Origin of the sequence: uncultured Flavobacterium sp. (assembly GCF_963974175.1) — a bacterium.
Classification (GTDB): domain Bacteria; phylum Bacteroidota; class Bacteroidia; order Flavobacteriales; family Flavobacteriaceae; genus Flavobacterium.
The window spans coordinates 195,264-211,656 of sequence record NZ_CAXBBR010000004.1 but is presented as its reverse complement, the minus strand read 5'-3'; the positions used below and the strand labels follow the sequence as shown (position 1 = coordinate 211,656).

General features: G+C 34.2%; 17 protein-coding genes. 13 read left to right on the top strand and 4 right to left on the bottom strand.

Features of this window, described 5'->3' with window-relative positions:
* Nucleotides 1-23: 23 nt before the first annotated feature.
* Nucleotides 24-2,291 (bottom strand): M1 family metallopeptidase, encoded by a 2,268-nt coding sequence (locus AAC069_RS08325; protein ID WP_339920011.1) that lies wholly within the window; start codon nucleotides 2,289-2,291, stop codon nucleotides 24-26.
* 185 nt (nucleotides 2,292-2,476) lie between these two features.
* On the opposite strand from AAC069_RS08325, the gene AAC069_RS08320 reads away from it, so the two are divergent.
* From AAC069_RS08320 to AAC069_RS08310, 3 genes are all read left to right on the top strand, one after another.
* Nucleotides 2,477-3,328, top strand: a complete 852-nt coding sequence (locus AAC069_RS08320; RefSeq protein WP_339920010.1) for an aldose 1-epimerase family protein — start codon at nucleotides 2,477-2,479, stop codon at nucleotides 3,326-3,328.
* A gap of 21 nt (nucleotides 3,329-3,349) precedes the next feature.
* On the top strand, nucleotides 3,350-3,907 hold the full coding sequence (locus tag AAC069_RS08315) for a GNAT family N-acetyltransferase (RefSeq protein WP_339920009.1): 558 nt from the start codon (nucleotides 3,350-3,352) through the stop codon (nucleotides 3,905-3,907).
* Between the two features lie 112 nt (nucleotides 3,908-4,019).
* Nucleotides 4,020-4,571, top strand: a complete 552-nt coding sequence (locus AAC069_RS08310; protein WP_339920008.1) for a DUF3575 domain-containing protein — start codon at nucleotides 4,020-4,022, stop codon at nucleotides 4,569-4,571.
* Between the two features lie 8 nt (nucleotides 4,572-4,579).
* Here the strand turns inward: AAC069_RS08310 and AAC069_RS08305 are convergent, their stop codons facing one another.
* Nucleotides 4,580-4,810: a VF530 family protein gene (locus AAC069_RS08305; RefSeq protein WP_339920007.1), complete on the bottom strand. Its 231-nt coding sequence runs from the start codon at nucleotides 4,808-4,810 to the stop codon at nucleotides 4,580-4,582.
* A 70-nt stretch (nucleotides 4,811-4,880) separates the two neighbouring features.
* Between AAC069_RS08305 and smpB the strand changes: the two genes are divergently transcribed.
* Nucleotides 4,881-5,333 (top strand): SsrA-binding protein SmpB, encoded by a 453-nt coding sequence (gene smpB / locus AAC069_RS08300; RefSeq protein WP_091089906.1) that lies wholly within the window; start codon nucleotides 4,881-4,883, stop codon nucleotides 5,331-5,333.
* Between the two features lie 84 nt (nucleotides 5,334-5,417).
* On the top strand, nucleotides 5,418-6,467 hold the full coding sequence (locus AAC069_RS08295; protein WP_339920006.1) for a Fic family protein: 1,050 nt from the start codon (nucleotides 5,418-5,420) through the stop codon (nucleotides 6,465-6,467).
* A gap of 188 nt (nucleotides 6,468-6,655) precedes the next feature.
* Here AAC069_RS08295 and AAC069_RS08290 read toward each other — a convergent pair whose 3' ends face one another.
* Nucleotides 6,656-7,297 (bottom strand): protein-L-isoaspartate(D-aspartate) O-methyltransferase, encoded by a 642-nt coding sequence (locus tag AAC069_RS08290; protein WP_339920005.1) that lies wholly within the window; start codon nucleotides 7,295-7,297, stop codon nucleotides 6,656-6,658.
* A gap of 143 nt (nucleotides 7,298-7,440) precedes the next feature.
* Between AAC069_RS08290 and AAC069_RS08285 the strand changes: the two genes are divergently transcribed.
* The 8 genes from AAC069_RS08285 to AAC069_RS08250 all read left to right on the top strand — a co-directional run bounded on the left by AAC069_RS08285 (nucleotide 7,441) and on the right by AAC069_RS08250 (nucleotide 15,513).
* On the top strand, nucleotides 7,441-8,406 hold the full coding sequence (locus AAC069_RS08285) for a Gfo/Idh/MocA family oxidoreductase (RefSeq protein ID WP_339920004.1): 966 nt from the start codon (nucleotides 7,441-7,443) through the stop codon (nucleotides 8,404-8,406).
* Between the two features lie 58 nt (nucleotides 8,407-8,464).
* Nucleotides 8,465-9,352, top strand: coding sequence for a 3-hydroxybutyryl-CoA dehydrogenase (locus AAC069_RS08280; RefSeq protein WP_339920003.1), 888 nt, complete (start codon nucleotides 8,465-8,467; stop codon nucleotides 9,350-9,352).
* Between the two features lie 62 nt (nucleotides 9,353-9,414).
* On the top strand, nucleotides 9,415-10,635 hold the full coding sequence (locus AAC069_RS08275) for a DUF1015 domain-containing protein (protein WP_339920002.1): 1,221 nt from the start codon (nucleotides 9,415-9,417) through the stop codon (nucleotides 10,633-10,635).
* Nucleotides 10,636-10,671: 36 nt separating this feature from the next.
* Nucleotides 10,672-11,334, top strand: coding sequence for a YggS family pyridoxal phosphate-dependent enzyme (locus AAC069_RS08270; protein WP_339920001.1), 663 nt, complete (start codon nucleotides 10,672-10,674; stop codon nucleotides 11,332-11,334).
* A gap of 70 nt (nucleotides 11,335-11,404) precedes the next feature.
* Nucleotides 11,405-12,766, top strand: a complete 1,362-nt coding sequence (locus tag AAC069_RS08265) for an exonuclease domain-containing protein (RefSeq protein WP_339920000.1) — start codon at nucleotides 11,405-11,407, stop codon at nucleotides 12,764-12,766.
* Nucleotides 12,767-12,794: 28 nt separating this feature from the next.
* Nucleotides 12,795-13,631 (top strand): ion transporter, encoded by an 837-nt coding sequence (locus AAC069_RS08260; RefSeq protein WP_339919999.1) that lies wholly within the window; start codon nucleotides 12,795-12,797, stop codon nucleotides 13,629-13,631.
* Between the two features lie 155 nt (nucleotides 13,632-13,786).
* Nucleotides 13,787-14,704, top strand: coding sequence for a tRNA (adenosine(37)-N6)-dimethylallyltransferase MiaA (gene miaA, locus AAC069_RS08255; protein ID WP_339919998.1), 918 nt, complete (start codon nucleotides 13,787-13,789; stop codon nucleotides 14,702-14,704).
* 68 nt (nucleotides 14,705-14,772) lie between these two features.
* A complete protein-coding gene (locus AAC069_RS08250) occupies nucleotides 14,773-15,513 on the top strand; it encodes an acyl-ACP thioesterase domain-containing protein (protein ID WP_339919997.1) in 741 nt (246 codons plus the stop codon).
* A 154-nt stretch (nucleotides 15,514-15,667) separates the two neighbouring features.
* Here the strand turns inward: AAC069_RS08250 and AAC069_RS08245 are convergent, their stop codons facing one another.
* Nucleotides 15,668-16,384 carry a response regulator transcription factor gene (locus AAC069_RS08245; protein ID WP_091089862.1) on the bottom strand — a complete coding sequence of 239 codons (717 nt, stop codon included), beginning with the start codon at nucleotides 16,382-16,384 and terminating at the stop codon, nucleotides 15,668-15,670.
* Between the last annotated feature and the right edge of the window lie 9 nt (nucleotides 16,385-16,393).

The following is a 16,393-nucleotide window of genomic DNA, read 5'->3' as shown; positions in this document are numbered from 1 at the left end:
TTTACTATACTTTGTATTATAGATTACTTCTCTTTTGTAAACGGTATTTTTTGAGTCTCACCAATAATCATATCAAAACCAGTTTGACTCTCATTAAATTGGAATTTTAGTCCCGCTCTTTTAGATTCAAATAAGTCCTTCCCTATTGGTTCCACTGAAAACTTAGGGTAGTTCGTAATCTCAGCATTAAGAACACTGTTCTTTTCTGAAAAAGTAATTTTCATTGGTGATTTTGTATTCGAATAAGTTCCTAAATATCCATCTAAAATCACATCTTTTTCGAGAACCCCTTTTCCAGCGGTCCAAACATTATTGGCTTCATTACTATCTGGAAAAACATGATCTGGATCTAAAGTGATACTTTCAATTTCCTCTGTAGAATCATGCTTGAATGACCACGCTGTATTTCTTTGCCAAATTTCAACTGGCAATTTTACTCTTTCTACTTTTCCACTTTTTGCTTTTATGTCCAAAATAATAGGCATTGGCATTTTTTCGAAATTCTCAACAGTAATTACGACCCCTTGCTTTGGATCATTTTTTACATATTTAATTGCATTTATACCTTGGTCAAAACGCCAGTTGTATTGAAACCAACCTCTCCAGAACCAACTCAAGTCTTCACCTGCAACATTCTCCATTGTTCTGAAGAAATCATCTGGCGTAGGGTGTTTGAAAGCCCAGCGTTCTACATAAGTCCTAAAAGCCAAATCAAAACGTTCTGCTCCTAAAACTTGTTCACGTAAAATAACTAATCCTGAACTTGGTTTATAATAAGCTAAAACACCGATATTAGCTTCTTTCATATTATCAGGAGAACTCATAATCGTTTCTAAATCAACACCTGTCAAAACTTCTGCTCTGCGGTGTAAATCAATTGGTTCTGATTTATATTCTCCATTATTGAAATCTACTGAAGCTAATGAATTAATGAAAGTATTGAATCCTTCATCCATCCAAGCGAATAAACGTTCGTTTGAACCTACAATCATTGGAAACCAGTTATGACCAAACTCATGATCCGTAACTCCCCATAAATCTTCTCCTTTAGATTCCCATCCACAAAACACAATTCCTGGATATTCCATTCCGCCTTCATTACCCGCAACATTCGTCGCTGCTGGATAAGAATACTCAAACCATCTTTTAGAATAATTTTCGATAGAAGCCTTAGTAAATTCTGTTGAACGTCCCCAAGCATCATTTCCTGCACTTTCAACTGGATAAGCTGATAAGGCCAAAGATTTTTTACCGCTTGGTAAATTGATTTTAGCACCATCTAAAATAAATGCCGCTGAAGAAGCCCAAGATAAATCTCTGGCGTTTTTAAGTTTATAATGCCATGTTTTAGTAGCCGTAGAGGTACTATTTGCTAAAGCAGCCACTTCTTCTTCTGTACGAATGAAAACAGTTTTATCGCTTTGTTTGGCTTGAGCCAATCTACTTTGCTCGACAGTACTATAAACGGCAGTAGGATTTACTAACTCCCCTGAAGAAACAACAATATGATTAGCAGGAGCAGTAATGTTTATATCAAAGTCTCCATATTCCAAATAAAATTCCGACGCTCCTAAATAGGGATTCGTATTCCAACCTCTTACGTCATCATACACACACATACGTGGATACCACTGTGCAATGGTAAAGATTTTCCCGTTTTTAGTTTCCAAAACTCCAGTTCGGTCTGAACCTTCCATTGGAGAAATATAAGAAAAATCGATTTTAACTTTTACAGAACCGCCTTTCGCTTTTAGCACTTGCGGAAGGAAAACTTGCATTCTAGTATCGGTAATTACATATTTAGCGTCTACTTCAGTAGATTTTCCATTCGTAGTGCTAACAATCTTCACGGATTTGATTTTATGACCTCCGTCAAAAACTTCACCTTGCGATCCATTGCGGCTACCAGTTAAAGGGACAACTGCATTTCCACGTGAATCTGCTTTAAATAAATTTTGATCTACATTCATCCATATAAATGACATCGCATCAGGACTATTGTTCGTATAGGTAATTACATCTGTACCAATAATCTCATTATTTTGTGCATTTAATTTTGCTGTAAGAACGTAATCAGCTCTGTTCTGCCAATATTCTGCGCCTGGTTGACCACTAGCGGAACGTGTTGATGTACCGTTTTTTGTATAAAAAAATGGTGCAAAAGCATCATGGTAGTTGTAATTAGATTTTGAGGCATTTGCTGTAGTTGCAGGAACCTCTTGTGCCGATAGGGATGAAATCCCTAATAACAGAGCCATTTGGAGAATGACCTTGAACCGAATGTTTTTCATGTTTTTCACTATTTGTAAGCAAATTAATAAAAAATAATCATACCACTATATTAAATTCAACGCTTTAATCAAAAATTAAGAAAATTTTACAAAAAATGTAATAAGTCGGTTTTCACTATCTAAAATAAAAATTAAGAAATATATTTACATCCATTAGAAATTTAATCCGAAATAAGACTTTCATTTTGATAACAACAATAACAAACTCCAATTTAACTGCACGAATTAATCACCTAGGCGCAGAATTATGTTCACTGAAAAACAAACTCTCCATAGAATATATTTGGGAAGGCAACCCCGATTTTTGGGGTAAGCACTCCCCTATTTTATTTCCGATAGTAGGTACATTAAAAAATAATGCCTTTAATTATAAGGATGCAACATATCATTTATCAAGACATGGTTTTGCCAGAGATATGGTCTTTGAACTTATTGATAAAGCAGCTAATAGTGCCACTTTTTCGATTCAAGCGTCAGAAGATACCAAAAATAAATATCCTTTTGATTTCGAACTCCAAATTAACTATACATTAAGCGACAATAGCCTATCTATTGGGTACAAAGTCATAAACAAAAGTAAGACTCAAATGCCCTTTTCTATAGGAGCACATCCTGCTTTCGCTTTACCTGGAGATTTTGAGGAATATAGTTTACAATTCGAAAAAGACGAACCCTTAGAATATAACTTATTGCAAAATGATTTAATTTCTAATGAGACTAAAGTGCTTAGTTCTCCTAATAATTTGGTTCCCTTAAAGTATGAATTATTCGAAAACGATGCTCTAATCTTTAAATCATTACAATCGAAATATTTAACAATTTTAAAAAATAATATTCCATTAATCAGAGTGTGTTATCCAAGTTTCCCTCATTTGGGAATATGGACAAAAATGAATGCGCCGTTTCTTTGTATCGAACCTTGGTTTGGTTATTCGGATTCAGTTGAAAGTATTGGGAATCTTGCGGAAAAAGAAGGTATTCAAATAATTGAAGCAGATCAGATTTTTGATGCAGAATTTAGTATTGAAATCCTCTAATTCACTAAACAGAACAAAAATATGTTGTCTATAAACTTTACTCCATTTCCAAATTTAGAAACTGAACGATTGATTTTAAGGCGTGTGGATAAAGATGATGTCGAGTCCATACTTGAATTACGCTCTAACGTCGAAACGATGAAATACATCCCGAGACCATTGCTGAAAACGACTGAAGATGCTTTGGAACACATTGCAATGATTGATGCTAAAATTGAAAGTAACGAAGGTATTAATTGGGCGATTACATATAAAAATGGTCCAAAACTAATAGGAATTATTGGTCATTACAGAATAAAACCAGAACATTTTCGTGCCGAAATTGGATATATGCTGCTTCCTGAATACAGTGGAAAAGGTATTATTACTGAAGCCATAAAAGAAGTTACCAAATATGGATTTGAGATAATGAAATTACATTCGATTGAAGCCATTATAGCTCCAGAAAATCATGGTTCAGCGAAAGTTTTAGAGAAAAATAACTTTATAAAAGAGGCGCATTTAAAAGAGAATGAATTTTATGAAGGACGCTTTTTAGATACTGTTATTTATTCAAGATTAAACAAATTACAGCACTAAATATTTAAATTTTATATAACATTTGGATTACAAATCTTTGCTATATTATTTTATATTTGCATTTAAAACTGACAATAATTTCACTTCTATGTTGATCAGTACACTTTATATCATGAAAAAACTTCTTTTTTTATTTGTTGTTTTGCTTTCATTTCAATTGCATAGTCAAACCTACGTAAAAGTAAATGCATTAACCACCTTGTTAACCATTCCTAATGTAGGGATAGAAACCAGTATTGGCAAAAAATCAACTTTTCAATTGGATATACTAGGTTCTCCATGGAAATCAATCGATGGTAAGCCTCAACAATTCTATATCGTTATTCCAGAATACCGCTATCATTTTAAAGAAAAATACAATGGCTTTTATGCAGGAGCTCATATAGGAGGAACTGTATTTAATTTCCAAAAATGGAACTATTTAAATACTGATAAATATGAAAAGGGATTTGGCTATGTTATAGGGGCAACAATTGGCTATCAGAAAAAAATAAATGATCGTTTTATGTTGGACTGCTTTTTAGGTGGAGGAAATCAACAAGGATTTTACCATGGATATTATCTAAGTACTGGAGAACGTTATGAAACCGCTAAGAATTGGAATAAAAGCGGAGAATGGTTACCGTATCGAGGTGGTGTTATGGTCTCGTATCGCATCGATTAAACTACACTCTATTTATCCAATTTAGATAACGATTTAATATACAGTTCTTCTACTTGTTTTCTTGCCCAATCTGTCTTTCTTAAGAAAGTAAGACTAGATTTCACGCTTGGATTATCATTAAAACATTTAATTTTTACCAATTCGCCCAAAGTATCAAATCCGTAATGATCCACGAGTTTTTCCAATATTGATTTTAGTGTTATTCCGTGAAGCGGATCTTTTGAATTTTGCTTTTCCATATTGCAAATTTAAATCAATTTTATAAAAAATAGTGCCGATTCATTGATTTGTTCCTACATTTGTACTTCTATGCTAAAATCAATCAACATACTAAATAAAAGAGCCCGATACGATTATGAAATAATCGAGAAATTTACTGCGGGTATTGTTTTGGCGGGAACTGAAATCAAATCAATCCGCTTAGGAAAGGCTAATATTACTGAAAGCTTTTGCGAGTTTAGTGGTACCGAACTTTTTGCCATAAACACCTATATTGAAGAATATACTTTTGGAAACCAATTCAATCACAAAGCACGTAGCGAGCGAAAATTGTTGTTGAACAAAAGAGAATTAAAAAGTTTAGCACGAAGTGTCCAGGCAAAAGGATTAACCATAGTACCGTTAAAGTTATTTACGAACGAAAAAGGATTAGCCAAATTAGAGATCGGACTTTGTCGAGGTAAAAAAACCTATGACAAACGGGAATCTCTAAAAGAACAAGATACTAAACGTGATTTAGCCCGAATCAAGAAAGAATTTTAATAAAAAAAGGGAATTCAATTTCCCTTTTTTATTACCTAAAACGATGACTAAATTTGTCAAGACTACTTAAATCCTGACGTGAAAATGAAAACACTACTCAAAGACGCCCGCGAATTAAAAAGCTTAAAAACAAGAGAAGTAGCTCAACTTTTAGGGATCGATCAAGCCTTAATAAGTAAATTCGAAAGCGGAAGCAGGAAACCAACCAAAGAACAAGTCATAAAATTGGCTACACTTCTTGAAATTGATTTCGAAACTATAATGGTTTCTTGGCTGAAAGAGAAGATCATCCATGAAATTGGACAAAATGAATTTGCTTTAAAAGCGTTACGAGCAGCAGAGGAAGAAATTAAATTGAATAGTAGCCCATCCGTTAAAAAAGTTTCGGCAATCCTTCAGCAACTTTTAGATGAAATAGATCTTTGTAAAGCGAAACTAAAAACTTTCTCTCTAACTGAAGCTAATTCCATAACACAAGCTCTAAAGGTAGAATATACCTTTGGCAGCAATTGGATAGAAGGAAATACACTTACGATGGCAGAAACCGATTTGGTTATTAATGAAGGTCAAACAATTTCTGGCAAAAGTATGCGAGAACATCTGGAAGCAATTAATCATCAGGAAGCAATTGAATTTATCCAAAACAGGATTAAAAACAATGCGACTCTTGGTGAACCAGAGGTTACTTCCTTACATACTATCATTTTAAGGGGAATTCTACCGAAGGAAGCTGGCCACTATCGCTCTGTAGCTATTACAATAAAAGATAAAAGTTTTAGTCCTTGTGAACCAGCGGCTATTCCGCAAGAAATAGAAGAGCTCTTTAATTGGTATGAACAGAATAAAAATAGCATACATCCTGTAATATTGGCTGCCACTGTAAAAGAGCGCCTGGTCGCGACCCATCCTTTTATAAATGGAAATGGAAAAGTATCACGACTGATTATGAACTATATTCTGTTGCAACATGGCTACCCCATAGCAAATATTAAGGCTGACAGCGACAATCGAAATTTATACTACCAAACTCTAAAAGCAGCGATAACAAAAGAAAATAAAGATAGTTTTGTACTGTTTATAGCTCAAATTGAAAAGGAAAGTTTAGAAAATTTAACACGAACTGTTAAGCAATAAAAATAGTTTAAACTGTGTCTTTTAGTTTTATCCTTGAAGTTTTAAAAGACTTCTTGCACCAGATTAAAATAATTAGCAAGGTTTAATCTGTGAGAATCTGTATAATCCGTGTTAAGAATTTATCGAAGTAGAATTAAACTTTAGGATGTTAAACCAAAACGATGGACTTAAAGTCCATCGTTAGTTATTTAATTTTTATCTTCTAATAAAGGAACGAATTTAAATTCTCCCAGTTCATGTTTCTCAAATTGTGTTTCGTTTACTCGAATCAACAAAGTCATAATTTGTACTTCATCACCTAACGGAATTACAAGCCTACCTCCTATTTTTAATTGTGCCATAAGCGGTTGTGGTATAAATGGTGCCCCTGCAGTAACGATAATACTATCAAAAGGAGCATAACTTGGTAAGCCTTTATAACCATCTCCAAAAGAGAGATGTTTTGGACGTATTCCTAATTTCGGTAACAAACTGGAGGTTTGTTTGAACAATTCATTTTGTCGCTCTACACTGTATACCTTCGCACCCATCAGGCATAAAACCGCAGTTTGATATCCTGATCCAGTTCCTATCTCTAAAACTTTATGCTCTTTTTTTATTTCTAACAATTGAGACTGAAAAGCTACAGTATAGGGTTGTGATATAGTTTGACCAGCGCCAATAGGAAAAGCCTTGTCTTGATAGGCGTAATTTTCAAAGCTAGAATTCAAAAACAGGTGTCGTGGTATCTTTTTTATCGCATCCAATACATTTACATCGGTGATCCCTTTTTGCTGCAAAACGCTTACTAATTGATTTCGAAGTCCTTGATGTTTGGCTGTATCTTTCAAAGTTTATTATTTTATTTTGGTAAAAATAGAAAACAAATTCTAATTATAATTATCAAATTATATTTTTTAAATCCACAAATAATTGTCGTTTATACTTAACGGATTAATCATTTAATTCCTATTTTTGTGGAAACAACATCATTATGCTGAAAATTGGAGTATTAGGCGCAGGTCACCTAGGAAAAATACATTTACGTTTATTACAACAGTCTGAAAAATATGAATTAGTTGGGTTCTATGATCCAAATCAAGAAAATGCAGAGAAAATTTCTAAGGAATTTGGGTACAAACATTTTAGTACAATTGCTACTCTTATTCACGCGGTAGATGTAATAGACATTGTAACCCCAACCCTTTCCCATTATAAATGTGCTAAGGTTGCTATCAAATCAGGCAAACACGTTTTTATCGAAAAACCCATTTCAAATACCGTTGAAGAAGCAGAAGAAATTATTGCTTTGGCCAATGAATATAATGTTAAGGGACAAGTGGGACATGTGGAACGATTTAATCCTGCATTTATCGCAACTAAAAACATGATTGATAAGCCCATGTTTATAGAAACTCATCGATTGGCTGAATTCAATCCTCGTGGTACAGATGTTCCTGTAGTTTTAGATTTGATGATACATGACATTGATGTCATTTTAAGTGTGGTAAAATCTAAAGTTAAAAATATTAGCGCCAGTGGTGTTTCTGTAATTAGTGATACTCCAGATATTGCAAATGCCAGAATCGAATTCGAAAATGGCTGTGTTGCTAATTTGACTGCTAGTAGAATTTCGATGAAAAACATGCGAAAAACCCGTTTCTTTCAAAAGGACGCTTATATATCTGTTGATTTTCTGGAGAAAAAATGTGAAGTCGTTAAAATGAAAGATGCACCGGAAACTCCTGGTGACTTTGATATGATTTTGCAAAATGCAGAAGGCGTAAAAAAGCAAATTTATTTCTCAAACCCTGAGGTGGAACAAAACAATGCCATTCTTGAGGAACTGGAAACATTTGCAGATGCGATAAATACCAATTCGACTCCTGTTGTGACTTTAGAACAAGCAACGGAAGCACTACGAGTTGCCTACCAAATTATCGATTGTTTTAAGAAATAGAACAACAATAAAAATTTAAAAGTTAAACGAGAAAACTTTAGAATTAAATATACAATAAATGAAAATAATAGCAGTAATCGGAGCAGGAACAATGGGTAATGGAATAGCCCATACCTTTGCGCAAAGTGGTTTTACAGTAAAATTAATAGATGTTTCTGAAAAATCTTTAGATAAAGGAATGGCTACAATTGCAGCCAATTTAGATAGAATGATTTCAAAAGGAGTCATTACCGCTGAAGATAAAGCAAAAACAATCACAAATATAATTACCTATACTGATATCAAAGATGGAGTTGTAGGTGTTGATTTAGTGGTAGAAGCCGCAACCGAAAATGTAGATTTGAAACTTAATATTTTCAAGCAATTAAACGAGGCTTGTTCACCTGATACCATATTAGCCACAAATACATCTTCTATTTCTATTACTCAAATTGGAGCAGTAGTTTCACATCCAGAACGAGTTATCGGAATGCACTTTATGAATCCGGTGCCTATCATGAAATTGGTTGAAATCATTCGCGGGTACAACACCAGTGATGAAGTAACTAAAACGATAATGACATTATCAGAAAAATTAGGAAAAACACCAGTTGAAGTAAATGACTATCCTGGCTTTGTCGCTAATAGAATTTTGATGCCTATGATTAACGAGGCTATCGAAACGCTGTACAATAAAGTAGCTGGGGTATATGAGATCGATACTGTTATGAAACTCGGAATGGGTCACCCTATGGGACCATTGCAATTAGCGGATTTCATTGGACTTGATGTCTGTCTAGCAATTCTAAACGTGATGTATGACGGCTTCAAAAACCCAAAATACGCACCTTGCCCACTATTAGTAAACATGGTTCGTGCAGGAAAATTAGGAGTGAAATCTGGAGAAGGATTCTACGATTACTCAGAGAGCAAAAAAGCAGAGAGAATTTCTAAACAATTCGTATAAAGTCAAAGTTGGCAGTCGCAATTTCTACTGAATATTGCGACTGTAGCTTAACACTATAAATAATGGCTAAAATAATTCCTTTTAAAGCGGTACGCCCTACTCGCGATAAAGTTTGCCTTGTAAGTTGTCGTTCTTACGAAGAATACGTCACTGCTGAATTAGCCGCACAATTGGATTTTAATCCCCTTTCATTTTTGCATGTTTTAAAACCTGCATATACGAATCAGGAAACAGTATCCTTTGAAAAAAGATACCGCCAAGTAAATCAAAAGTACCAAGATTTCAAGACAGAAAAAATTTTAGTCAAAGACAAAAAGTCAGCGCTTTACATTCATAAAATAATAACTAATAAACATTCGTTTACAGGAATTATTGTTGGGACTAGCATAGATGATTATCATAACAATAAGATAAAAAAGCACGAGGAAACTATTGTTTTTAGAGTGCAGCTACTTAAAGATTATATGAAATTTTCAGAGTTCAATTCAGAACCCGTTTTAATGACCTATCCCGATAATAAAACCTTAGAAAATTGGATCTTTAACAGAACCCAAAAATTAGCTGATTTTGAATTTTCCAGTACTAAAAAGGAAGTTAATTATTTATGGAAAATTGATGACGCATTAGAGATTAATTGGATTCAAAATATTTTTGAAAAAATAGACAAGCTTTATATAGCTGATGGGCACCACCGTTCAGCAGCCGCAGCATTATTGTCGGAAGAAAATGAGAATTCAGAGAATATCGCTAAGGATTATTTACTAAGTTATTTAATTTCTGAGAATAATGTCAAGGTATACGAATTCAATAGATTAGTTAAAGATTTAAATGGTTTTGAAAAAGAAACTTTTATCAAAGAACTGACAAAGAATTTCAGCGTTGAGAATCTAAAACAGCAACCGTTTCAACCTACTGAGAAGCACCAATTTGGGATGTATCTTGACAATGAGTTCTATAGTTTAATATTAAGAAAGGAAAAAATTGTTTTTAAAACAGCTTTAGAAAGTCTGGATACCCAGATATTATATGAAACAGTACTTTTACCTCTTTTGGCGATAAAGGATTTACGCGATGATGAACGTATCGAATATGTTTCTGGAAAGCAATCGATTCTAGAATTAAAAAAAATCATAGATGAAGGTGAATTTGAAGTTGGATTTATTCTTTTTCCGTCTAATATTAATGAAATTAAAGCTTTAGCAGATGCTGATTTAATTATGCCTCCAAAAAGCACCTACATCGAACCAAAGTTTAGAAGCGGAATAGTCATTTATGAACTTTAAGTTCAATCAAAAAATCTATAAATTAAAAATCTTACAATGTCAATAGCTGAAAATTTACTTTCTATAAAAAATACTTTACCAGAACAAGTAACTTTGGTTGCGGTTTCCAAGACTAAACCTATTCCAGATTTGATGGAAGCCTATGATGCAGGTCAACGCATTTTTGGTGAAAACAAAATCCAGGAAATGGAGTCTAAATGGGAGCAAATGCCAAAAGATATTCAGTGGCATATGATTGGTCACGTTCAGACAAATAAAGTCAAATTTATGGCTCCGTTCGTCAGCTTGATCCATGGCGTGGACAGTTTTAAGTTACTAAAAGAAATTAATAAGCAAGCTTTAAAAAACAACCGTATTATTGATTGCTTATTACAAATGCATATTGCTGAGGAGGAAACGAAATTTGGTCTTGACGACGAAGAACTAGATTCCCTCCTAGCTTCAAGCGAGTTTAAAGAAATGAAAAACATACGAATTACAGGATTAATGGGAATGGCTACATTTACCGAAAAAAAAGACCAAGTCAAAAAAGAATTCATGCATTTGAAATCAATTTTTGATAAATTGCAATCACAGCAAACTGAAAACTGCCAAATGACTACCTTGTCAATGGGAATGTCAGGAGACTATAAACTGGCCATCGAATGTGGAAGCACGATGGTTCGAATAGGAAGTAGTATCTTTGGAGGAAGAAATTGATTTTTGATTTCAGATTTCAAAACATCTACTAAAAAACTGATTACTAAAAACTGAACACTGAATACTTATTTTGTACGCAATACTAGACATAGAAACCACTGGAGGACAATTCAATGAAGAAGGAATTACCGAGATCGCCATTTACAAATTTGATGGTCATGAAATCGTCGATCAATTCATTAGTTTAGTCAATCCTGAAATTCCAATTCAACCTTTTGTAGTAAAACTAACTGGTATCAATAATGCCATGTTACAAACGGCTCCAAAGTTTTTTGAAGTAGCAAAGCGCATTATAGAAATGACAAATGATTGTGTACTTGTGGCCCACAATGCTGATTTTGACTACCGAATTCTACAAACAGAATTTCGACGTCTTGGCTACGATTTCAATACAAAGACACTCTGCACAGTGGAGTTATCTAAGAAATTAATGCCGGAACAACTTTCACACAGTTTAGGGAAATTAGTTCGAGCTCTTGGAATTCCAATGGCCGACAGACATCGTGCAAGTGGTGATGCTTTGGCAACAGTCAAACTATTCAAAATGTTACTTGATAAAGATTTAGAAAAAACTATTATCACAGATCTCATTAAAGCGGCAGTTCAAAAAGGAATTGCTCCAAACTTACTTGAAATCGTTGAAAGTGTACCTTCAAGAACAGGTGTCTATTACATTCACAACAAGGAAGGTAAAATTATATTTATTGGAAAAAGTAAGAATATTAAAAAAAGAGTAAACCAGCATTTTACCGGAATAACGAGAAGTGCAAAAAAAATTCAAGCCGAAGTGTTTACAGTAACTTTTGAAGAAACCGGCAGTGAATTAATAGCCCTTCTAAAGGAGACAGAAGAAATAAAAATTAACAGGCCCATTTACAACAGGATGTCAAGAAAGAGCAATTATTCGTGGTCTATCTATTCTGAGAAAGATACTAACGGATACTTAAACTTGAAGCTTGAAAAAGCCGATGGCAGAAAGAAAGAAATCCTTTCTTATGTCAATATACAAGAAGGTAAACATGCCTTATCTCTAATAACGTCAGACTTCAAGTTATGCCAGAAATTAACTGGGTTATATGCTTCTAAAACATGTTGTTACGAACAAACAATTAATGAATGTGACGGAGCTTGCATAGGCAGTATTCCTGTCGTCGAGTATAATGAAAGAGTAACTAATTTCATCGCCCAAAGCTCCTTTGAAAACAAGAGCATGGTAATCGTTGAAAAAGGAAGAACGATCAATGAACGTAGTGCGGTGTTAGTTGAAAATGGGGTTTACAAAGGCTATACTTTTTATGATTTGAATTATCAAATCACGAAGATCGAAATCCTTAAGAACATCATTATTCCAATGCAAAGTAACCGTGATACCCGTAATATCATTCAGGGACATATTAGAAAAAACAAAGGATTTAAGATCATAAATTTCTAAGATAAAACCTTAAAAAGCCGCACTGCTTATGCCTGAATTAAAGTCAAAACACCAGCGTTTTAGACAAAAAGCAAATGTAATAATCTACGGGACAGGAACAAAAGCGGGTCGGTTGTTTGACCTAATCCTCCTTGGCCTAATTTTATTGAGCGTCCTTTTAGTAATGATGGAAACCGTTACTGAATTTGATTTAAAATACCATTCCTACCTCGTACTTCTCGAGTGGATTATCACCGTATTGTTTACCATCGAATATATTTTCAGAATCATTTCAATCAACAAGCCCTGGAAATACATGTCCAGTTTCTACGGTATTATTGATTTACTTGCAATTCTACCCATGTATTTGTCCATTTTCTTTATGGGAACTAGTATCCTGGCGGTCGTGCGGTCGCTGAGACTACTCAGATTATTCAAAATATTAAACCATCCTCAGTTTACAAGTCAATCACTACAGCTAAACCAAGCCATCAAGGCCAGTAAGGGCAAAATAATAGTTTTTATTTACTTTGTCCTGATCAGTACCATAATCATTGGGTCGATAATGTACCTCGTAGAAGGCAAGGAAAGCGGTTTCACTAGTATTCCGGCTAGTATTTATTGGACAATTGTAACATTGACTACCGTTGGCTATGGAGACATCTCTCCTGAAACACCATTAGGACAATTTATTGCCTCTTTTGTTATGATTTTGGGATACGGTATCATTGCAGTACCTACTGGTATTGTAACTGCCGAAATTGCCAAAAGAACTCATGATAAAGTCTCTATCCATAAAAAACCATGTACGGAATGCGGTACCGAAGATTATCCAGACAATGCTAACTTTTGCCCTCATTGCGGACATTCCTTTGACACCATTTAATCTATGAAGCAATTCCAGCTATACACTACAACTCCTCCTCCAGTAAGTTGTATTTCTAAGACATAAAAGGAGCTTCTAAAGGCGCTCTTTTACGTCAAGAAATACTAACTTGCAGTCATCCGGGGTTTACGTTGCTATCTGGGCTAAAAATAAATATGAAACATCTCATCACCATTGTCGGGCCCACAGCCATAGGAAAAACAGCCTTAAGTATTATTCTGGCTAATCATTTTAAATGCGAAATTGTTTCCTGTGACAGCCGTCAATTTTTCAAGGAAATGACGATAGGCACTGCGGTTCCTTCTACAACTGAATTAAATGCCGCTCCGCATCATTTTATCCAAAATAAATCCATATTTGAGAACTATACCGTTGGTGATTTTGAGAAAGACGCGATTAAAAAAATCGATGAATTATTTTTGACAAACGATTATGCGATACTCGTAGGTGGCTCTGGTTTATATGTAAATGCTGTTTTAAAAGGATTTGACAGCTTCCCAGAAATAGATCCTTTAGTACGTGAAGCCGTTAATGCACAGTATGAAAAACTCGGTATTGTCTATTTACAAGAGCAACTAAAAGCGCTTGATTTCGAATATTTTGAAACAATTACAAAAGAGAATCCGCAAACCCTGCAAAATCCGCAACGCATGATGCGTTTTGTAGAAGTATGTATTGGCGCAGGACAACCGTATTCCTCCTTTCTAAACCAGAAAAATAATGAACGCCGCTTCACTCCTATTCTCATCGGCCTTGAAGCGGAAAGAAGCGTAATGTACAATCGAATAAACCAGCGCGTGAACATCATGATGAACGAAGGTTTAATGGCAGAAGCCAAAAGTCTATATGCAAACAAAGAGTTGAATGCCCTACAAACTGTAGGATACAGAGAATTGTTCAGCTACTTTGATGGGGATTTTAGCTTAGAATTTGCAATCGAGGAAATTAAGAAAAACACAAGACGTTTTGCTAAGCGTCAGCTCACTTGGTTTAAAAGAGATCAAAACACAAAATGGTTCGATTTTGAAACCCCTTATGAGACTGTTATTAATTATATCAATTCCGTACAATAAAATTTACACTTTAGAAATAGTAGAATGCATATAGTATTCTAAAATCGCTAATCAAAAATAGTATCTTCATGCCAATAGCTCCAAATTTCACTTCTGTTTTAAGTAAGGATTGGGAAATCAATTTCACACAATGCATGCCTAATGGCTTTTTAAAATACACCGACTTATGTAATATATTGCAATTGACCGCTGCGGCACATTCAGATATGGGCGGCATCAGTTTTTCAGACATGCAGGAATTTGATCAAGCATGGGTGTTAAGCAGAATGCGTGTTGAAATTAGCGCATTACCTAAATGGAGAGATGTCGTAACGGTAAAAACATGGATAAACACCCTAGAAAATTCCCGTTCAGTACGTGCATTAGAAATGCATGTAAACGGCATTAAAATCGTTGGCTCAGAAACTTTTTGGGCTGTATTTAACACTAAAAAACGCCGTCCCGAAGCATTGGCTCTACCTTATAAGCATTTCGAACTATATCCGGAGAGAAAACCAACACAAGAAGGTTTTTCAAAAATAACGGTTAACCCTGAGAAGGAAGTTGTTTTTGAAAAAGTGGTCTACTTGTCTGATTTGGATATTGTCAATCACGTAAACAATGTAAAATACCTAGAATGGTGCCTAGACCATGTGGACGAAAAATTGATTCTAAATCAAAAACTGAATAGTTTTGAAATGAATTTCATGAAAGAACTATCCTTAAATGACAACGTTGTAATTCATGAAAACCTCTCTGAAGAATCCACTACATTTAGTATAACAAAAGAAGATAAAACCTGCTTTGCTTTACAATTGAATTGGAAATAAAAACATCTTATCTATACAAAGCCCTAGCCCAGATAGAAGTGGAAATCCTTTTATGCTAATCCCGACACTTCGGGATGGCAAAAAGATTGTAGCGGATAGCTGGAAAAAGCTCCAAAAAAAAAAAAGGCTCCGATTTCTCGAAGCCTTCTATATTTTATTTTTCTACTTTGTTTTTAACAACTAATCTAAACCCTTCACCGTGAATGTTCAGGATTTCAACATCTTCATCTAACTTAAGATACTTTCTTAATTTAGCGATGTACACATCCATACTACGAGAGGTAAAATAGTTATCATCTCTCCATATTTTTGTCAAGGCCAATTCTCTTGGCATCAAATCATTTTCATGAAGAATCAACATTTTCAATAGTTCATTCTCTTTTGGAGATAATTTAATAGGCTCTTCGTTGTTAAACGTTAAGAATCTCAATTTAGAATTAAGGTGGAATTTTCCAATATTGAATTCATGTTGAACTTGTTCTGTTTTTGTATCAGAAGATTTTCTTTGAATGATCGCTTTGATTTTCATCAATAACACTTCTGAATCAAAAGGCTTATTCAAATAATCATCAGCTCCCGCTTTGTATCCTTTTAAAACATCTTCTTTCATCGATTTTGCAGTAAGGAAAATAATAGGCACTTCGCTATTTTTCTCTCTTATTTCTTTCGCTAATGTATACCCATCTTTATAAGGCATCATAACATCCAGAATACATAAATCATAAGTATCTTTCTTGAACTTTTCAAATCCTTCCATACCATTTTTGGCAAGAGTGACATCAAAGTCGTTTAACATTAAATAATCTTTAAGTACCGCACCAAAATTAAGGTCGTCTTCTACTAAAAGTATTTTTTTATTAATATTTTCCATATTATATAT

Bases quoted from the DNA above. Each gene is read 5' to 3' on its own strand.
- smpB (WP_091089906.1), top strand. From the start codon at position 4,881: ATGCTAAAATCAATCAACATACTAAATAAAAGAGCCCGATACGATTAT.
- AAC069_RS08310 (WP_339920008.1), top strand. From the start codon at position 4,020: ATGAAAAAACTTCTTTTTTTATTTGTTGTTTTGCTTTCATTTCAATTG.
- AAC069_RS08325 (WP_339920011.1), bottom strand. From the start codon at position 2,291: ATGAAAAACATTCGGTTCAAGGTCATTCTCCAAATGGCTCTGTTATTA.
- AAC069_RS08245 (WP_091089862.1), bottom strand. From the start codon at position 16,384: ATGGAAAATATTAATAAAAAAATACTTTTAGTAGAAGACGACCTTAAT.
- AAC069_RS08315 (WP_339920009.1), top strand. From the start codon at position 3,350: ATGTTGTCTATAAACTTTACTCCATTTCCAAATTTAGAAACTGAACGA.
- AAC069_RS08275 (WP_339920002.1), top strand. From the start codon at position 9,415: ATGGCTAAAATAATTCCTTTTAAAGCGGTACGCCCTACTCGCGATAAA.
- AAC069_RS08280 (WP_339920003.1), top strand. From the start codon at position 8,465: ATGAAAATAATAGCAGTAATCGGAGCAGGAACAATGGGTAATGGAATA.
- AAC069_RS08285 (WP_339920004.1), top strand. From the start codon at position 7,441: ATGCTGAAAATTGGAGTATTAGGCGCAGGTCACCTAGGAAAAATACAT.
- AAC069_RS08270 (WP_339920001.1), top strand. From the start codon at position 10,672: ATGTCAATAGCTGAAAATTTACTTTCTATAAAAAATACTTTACCAGAA.
- AAC069_RS08250 (WP_339919997.1), top strand. From the start codon at position 14,773: ATGCCAATAGCTCCAAATTTCACTTCTGTTTTAAGTAAGGATTGGGAA.
- miaA (WP_339919998.1), top strand. From the start codon at position 13,787: ATGAAACATCTCATCACCATTGTCGGGCCCACAGCCATAGGAAAAACA.
- AAC069_RS08305 (WP_339920007.1), bottom strand. From the start codon at position 4,810: ATGGAAAAGCAAAATTCAAAAGATCCGCTTCACGGAATAACACTAAAA.
- AAC069_RS08260 (WP_339919999.1), top strand. From the start codon at position 12,795: ATGCCTGAATTAAAGTCAAAACACCAGCGTTTTAGACAAAAAGCAAAT.
- AAC069_RS08295 (WP_339920006.1), top strand. From the start codon at position 5,418: ATGAAAACACTACTCAAAGACGCCCGCGAATTAAAAAGCTTAAAAACA.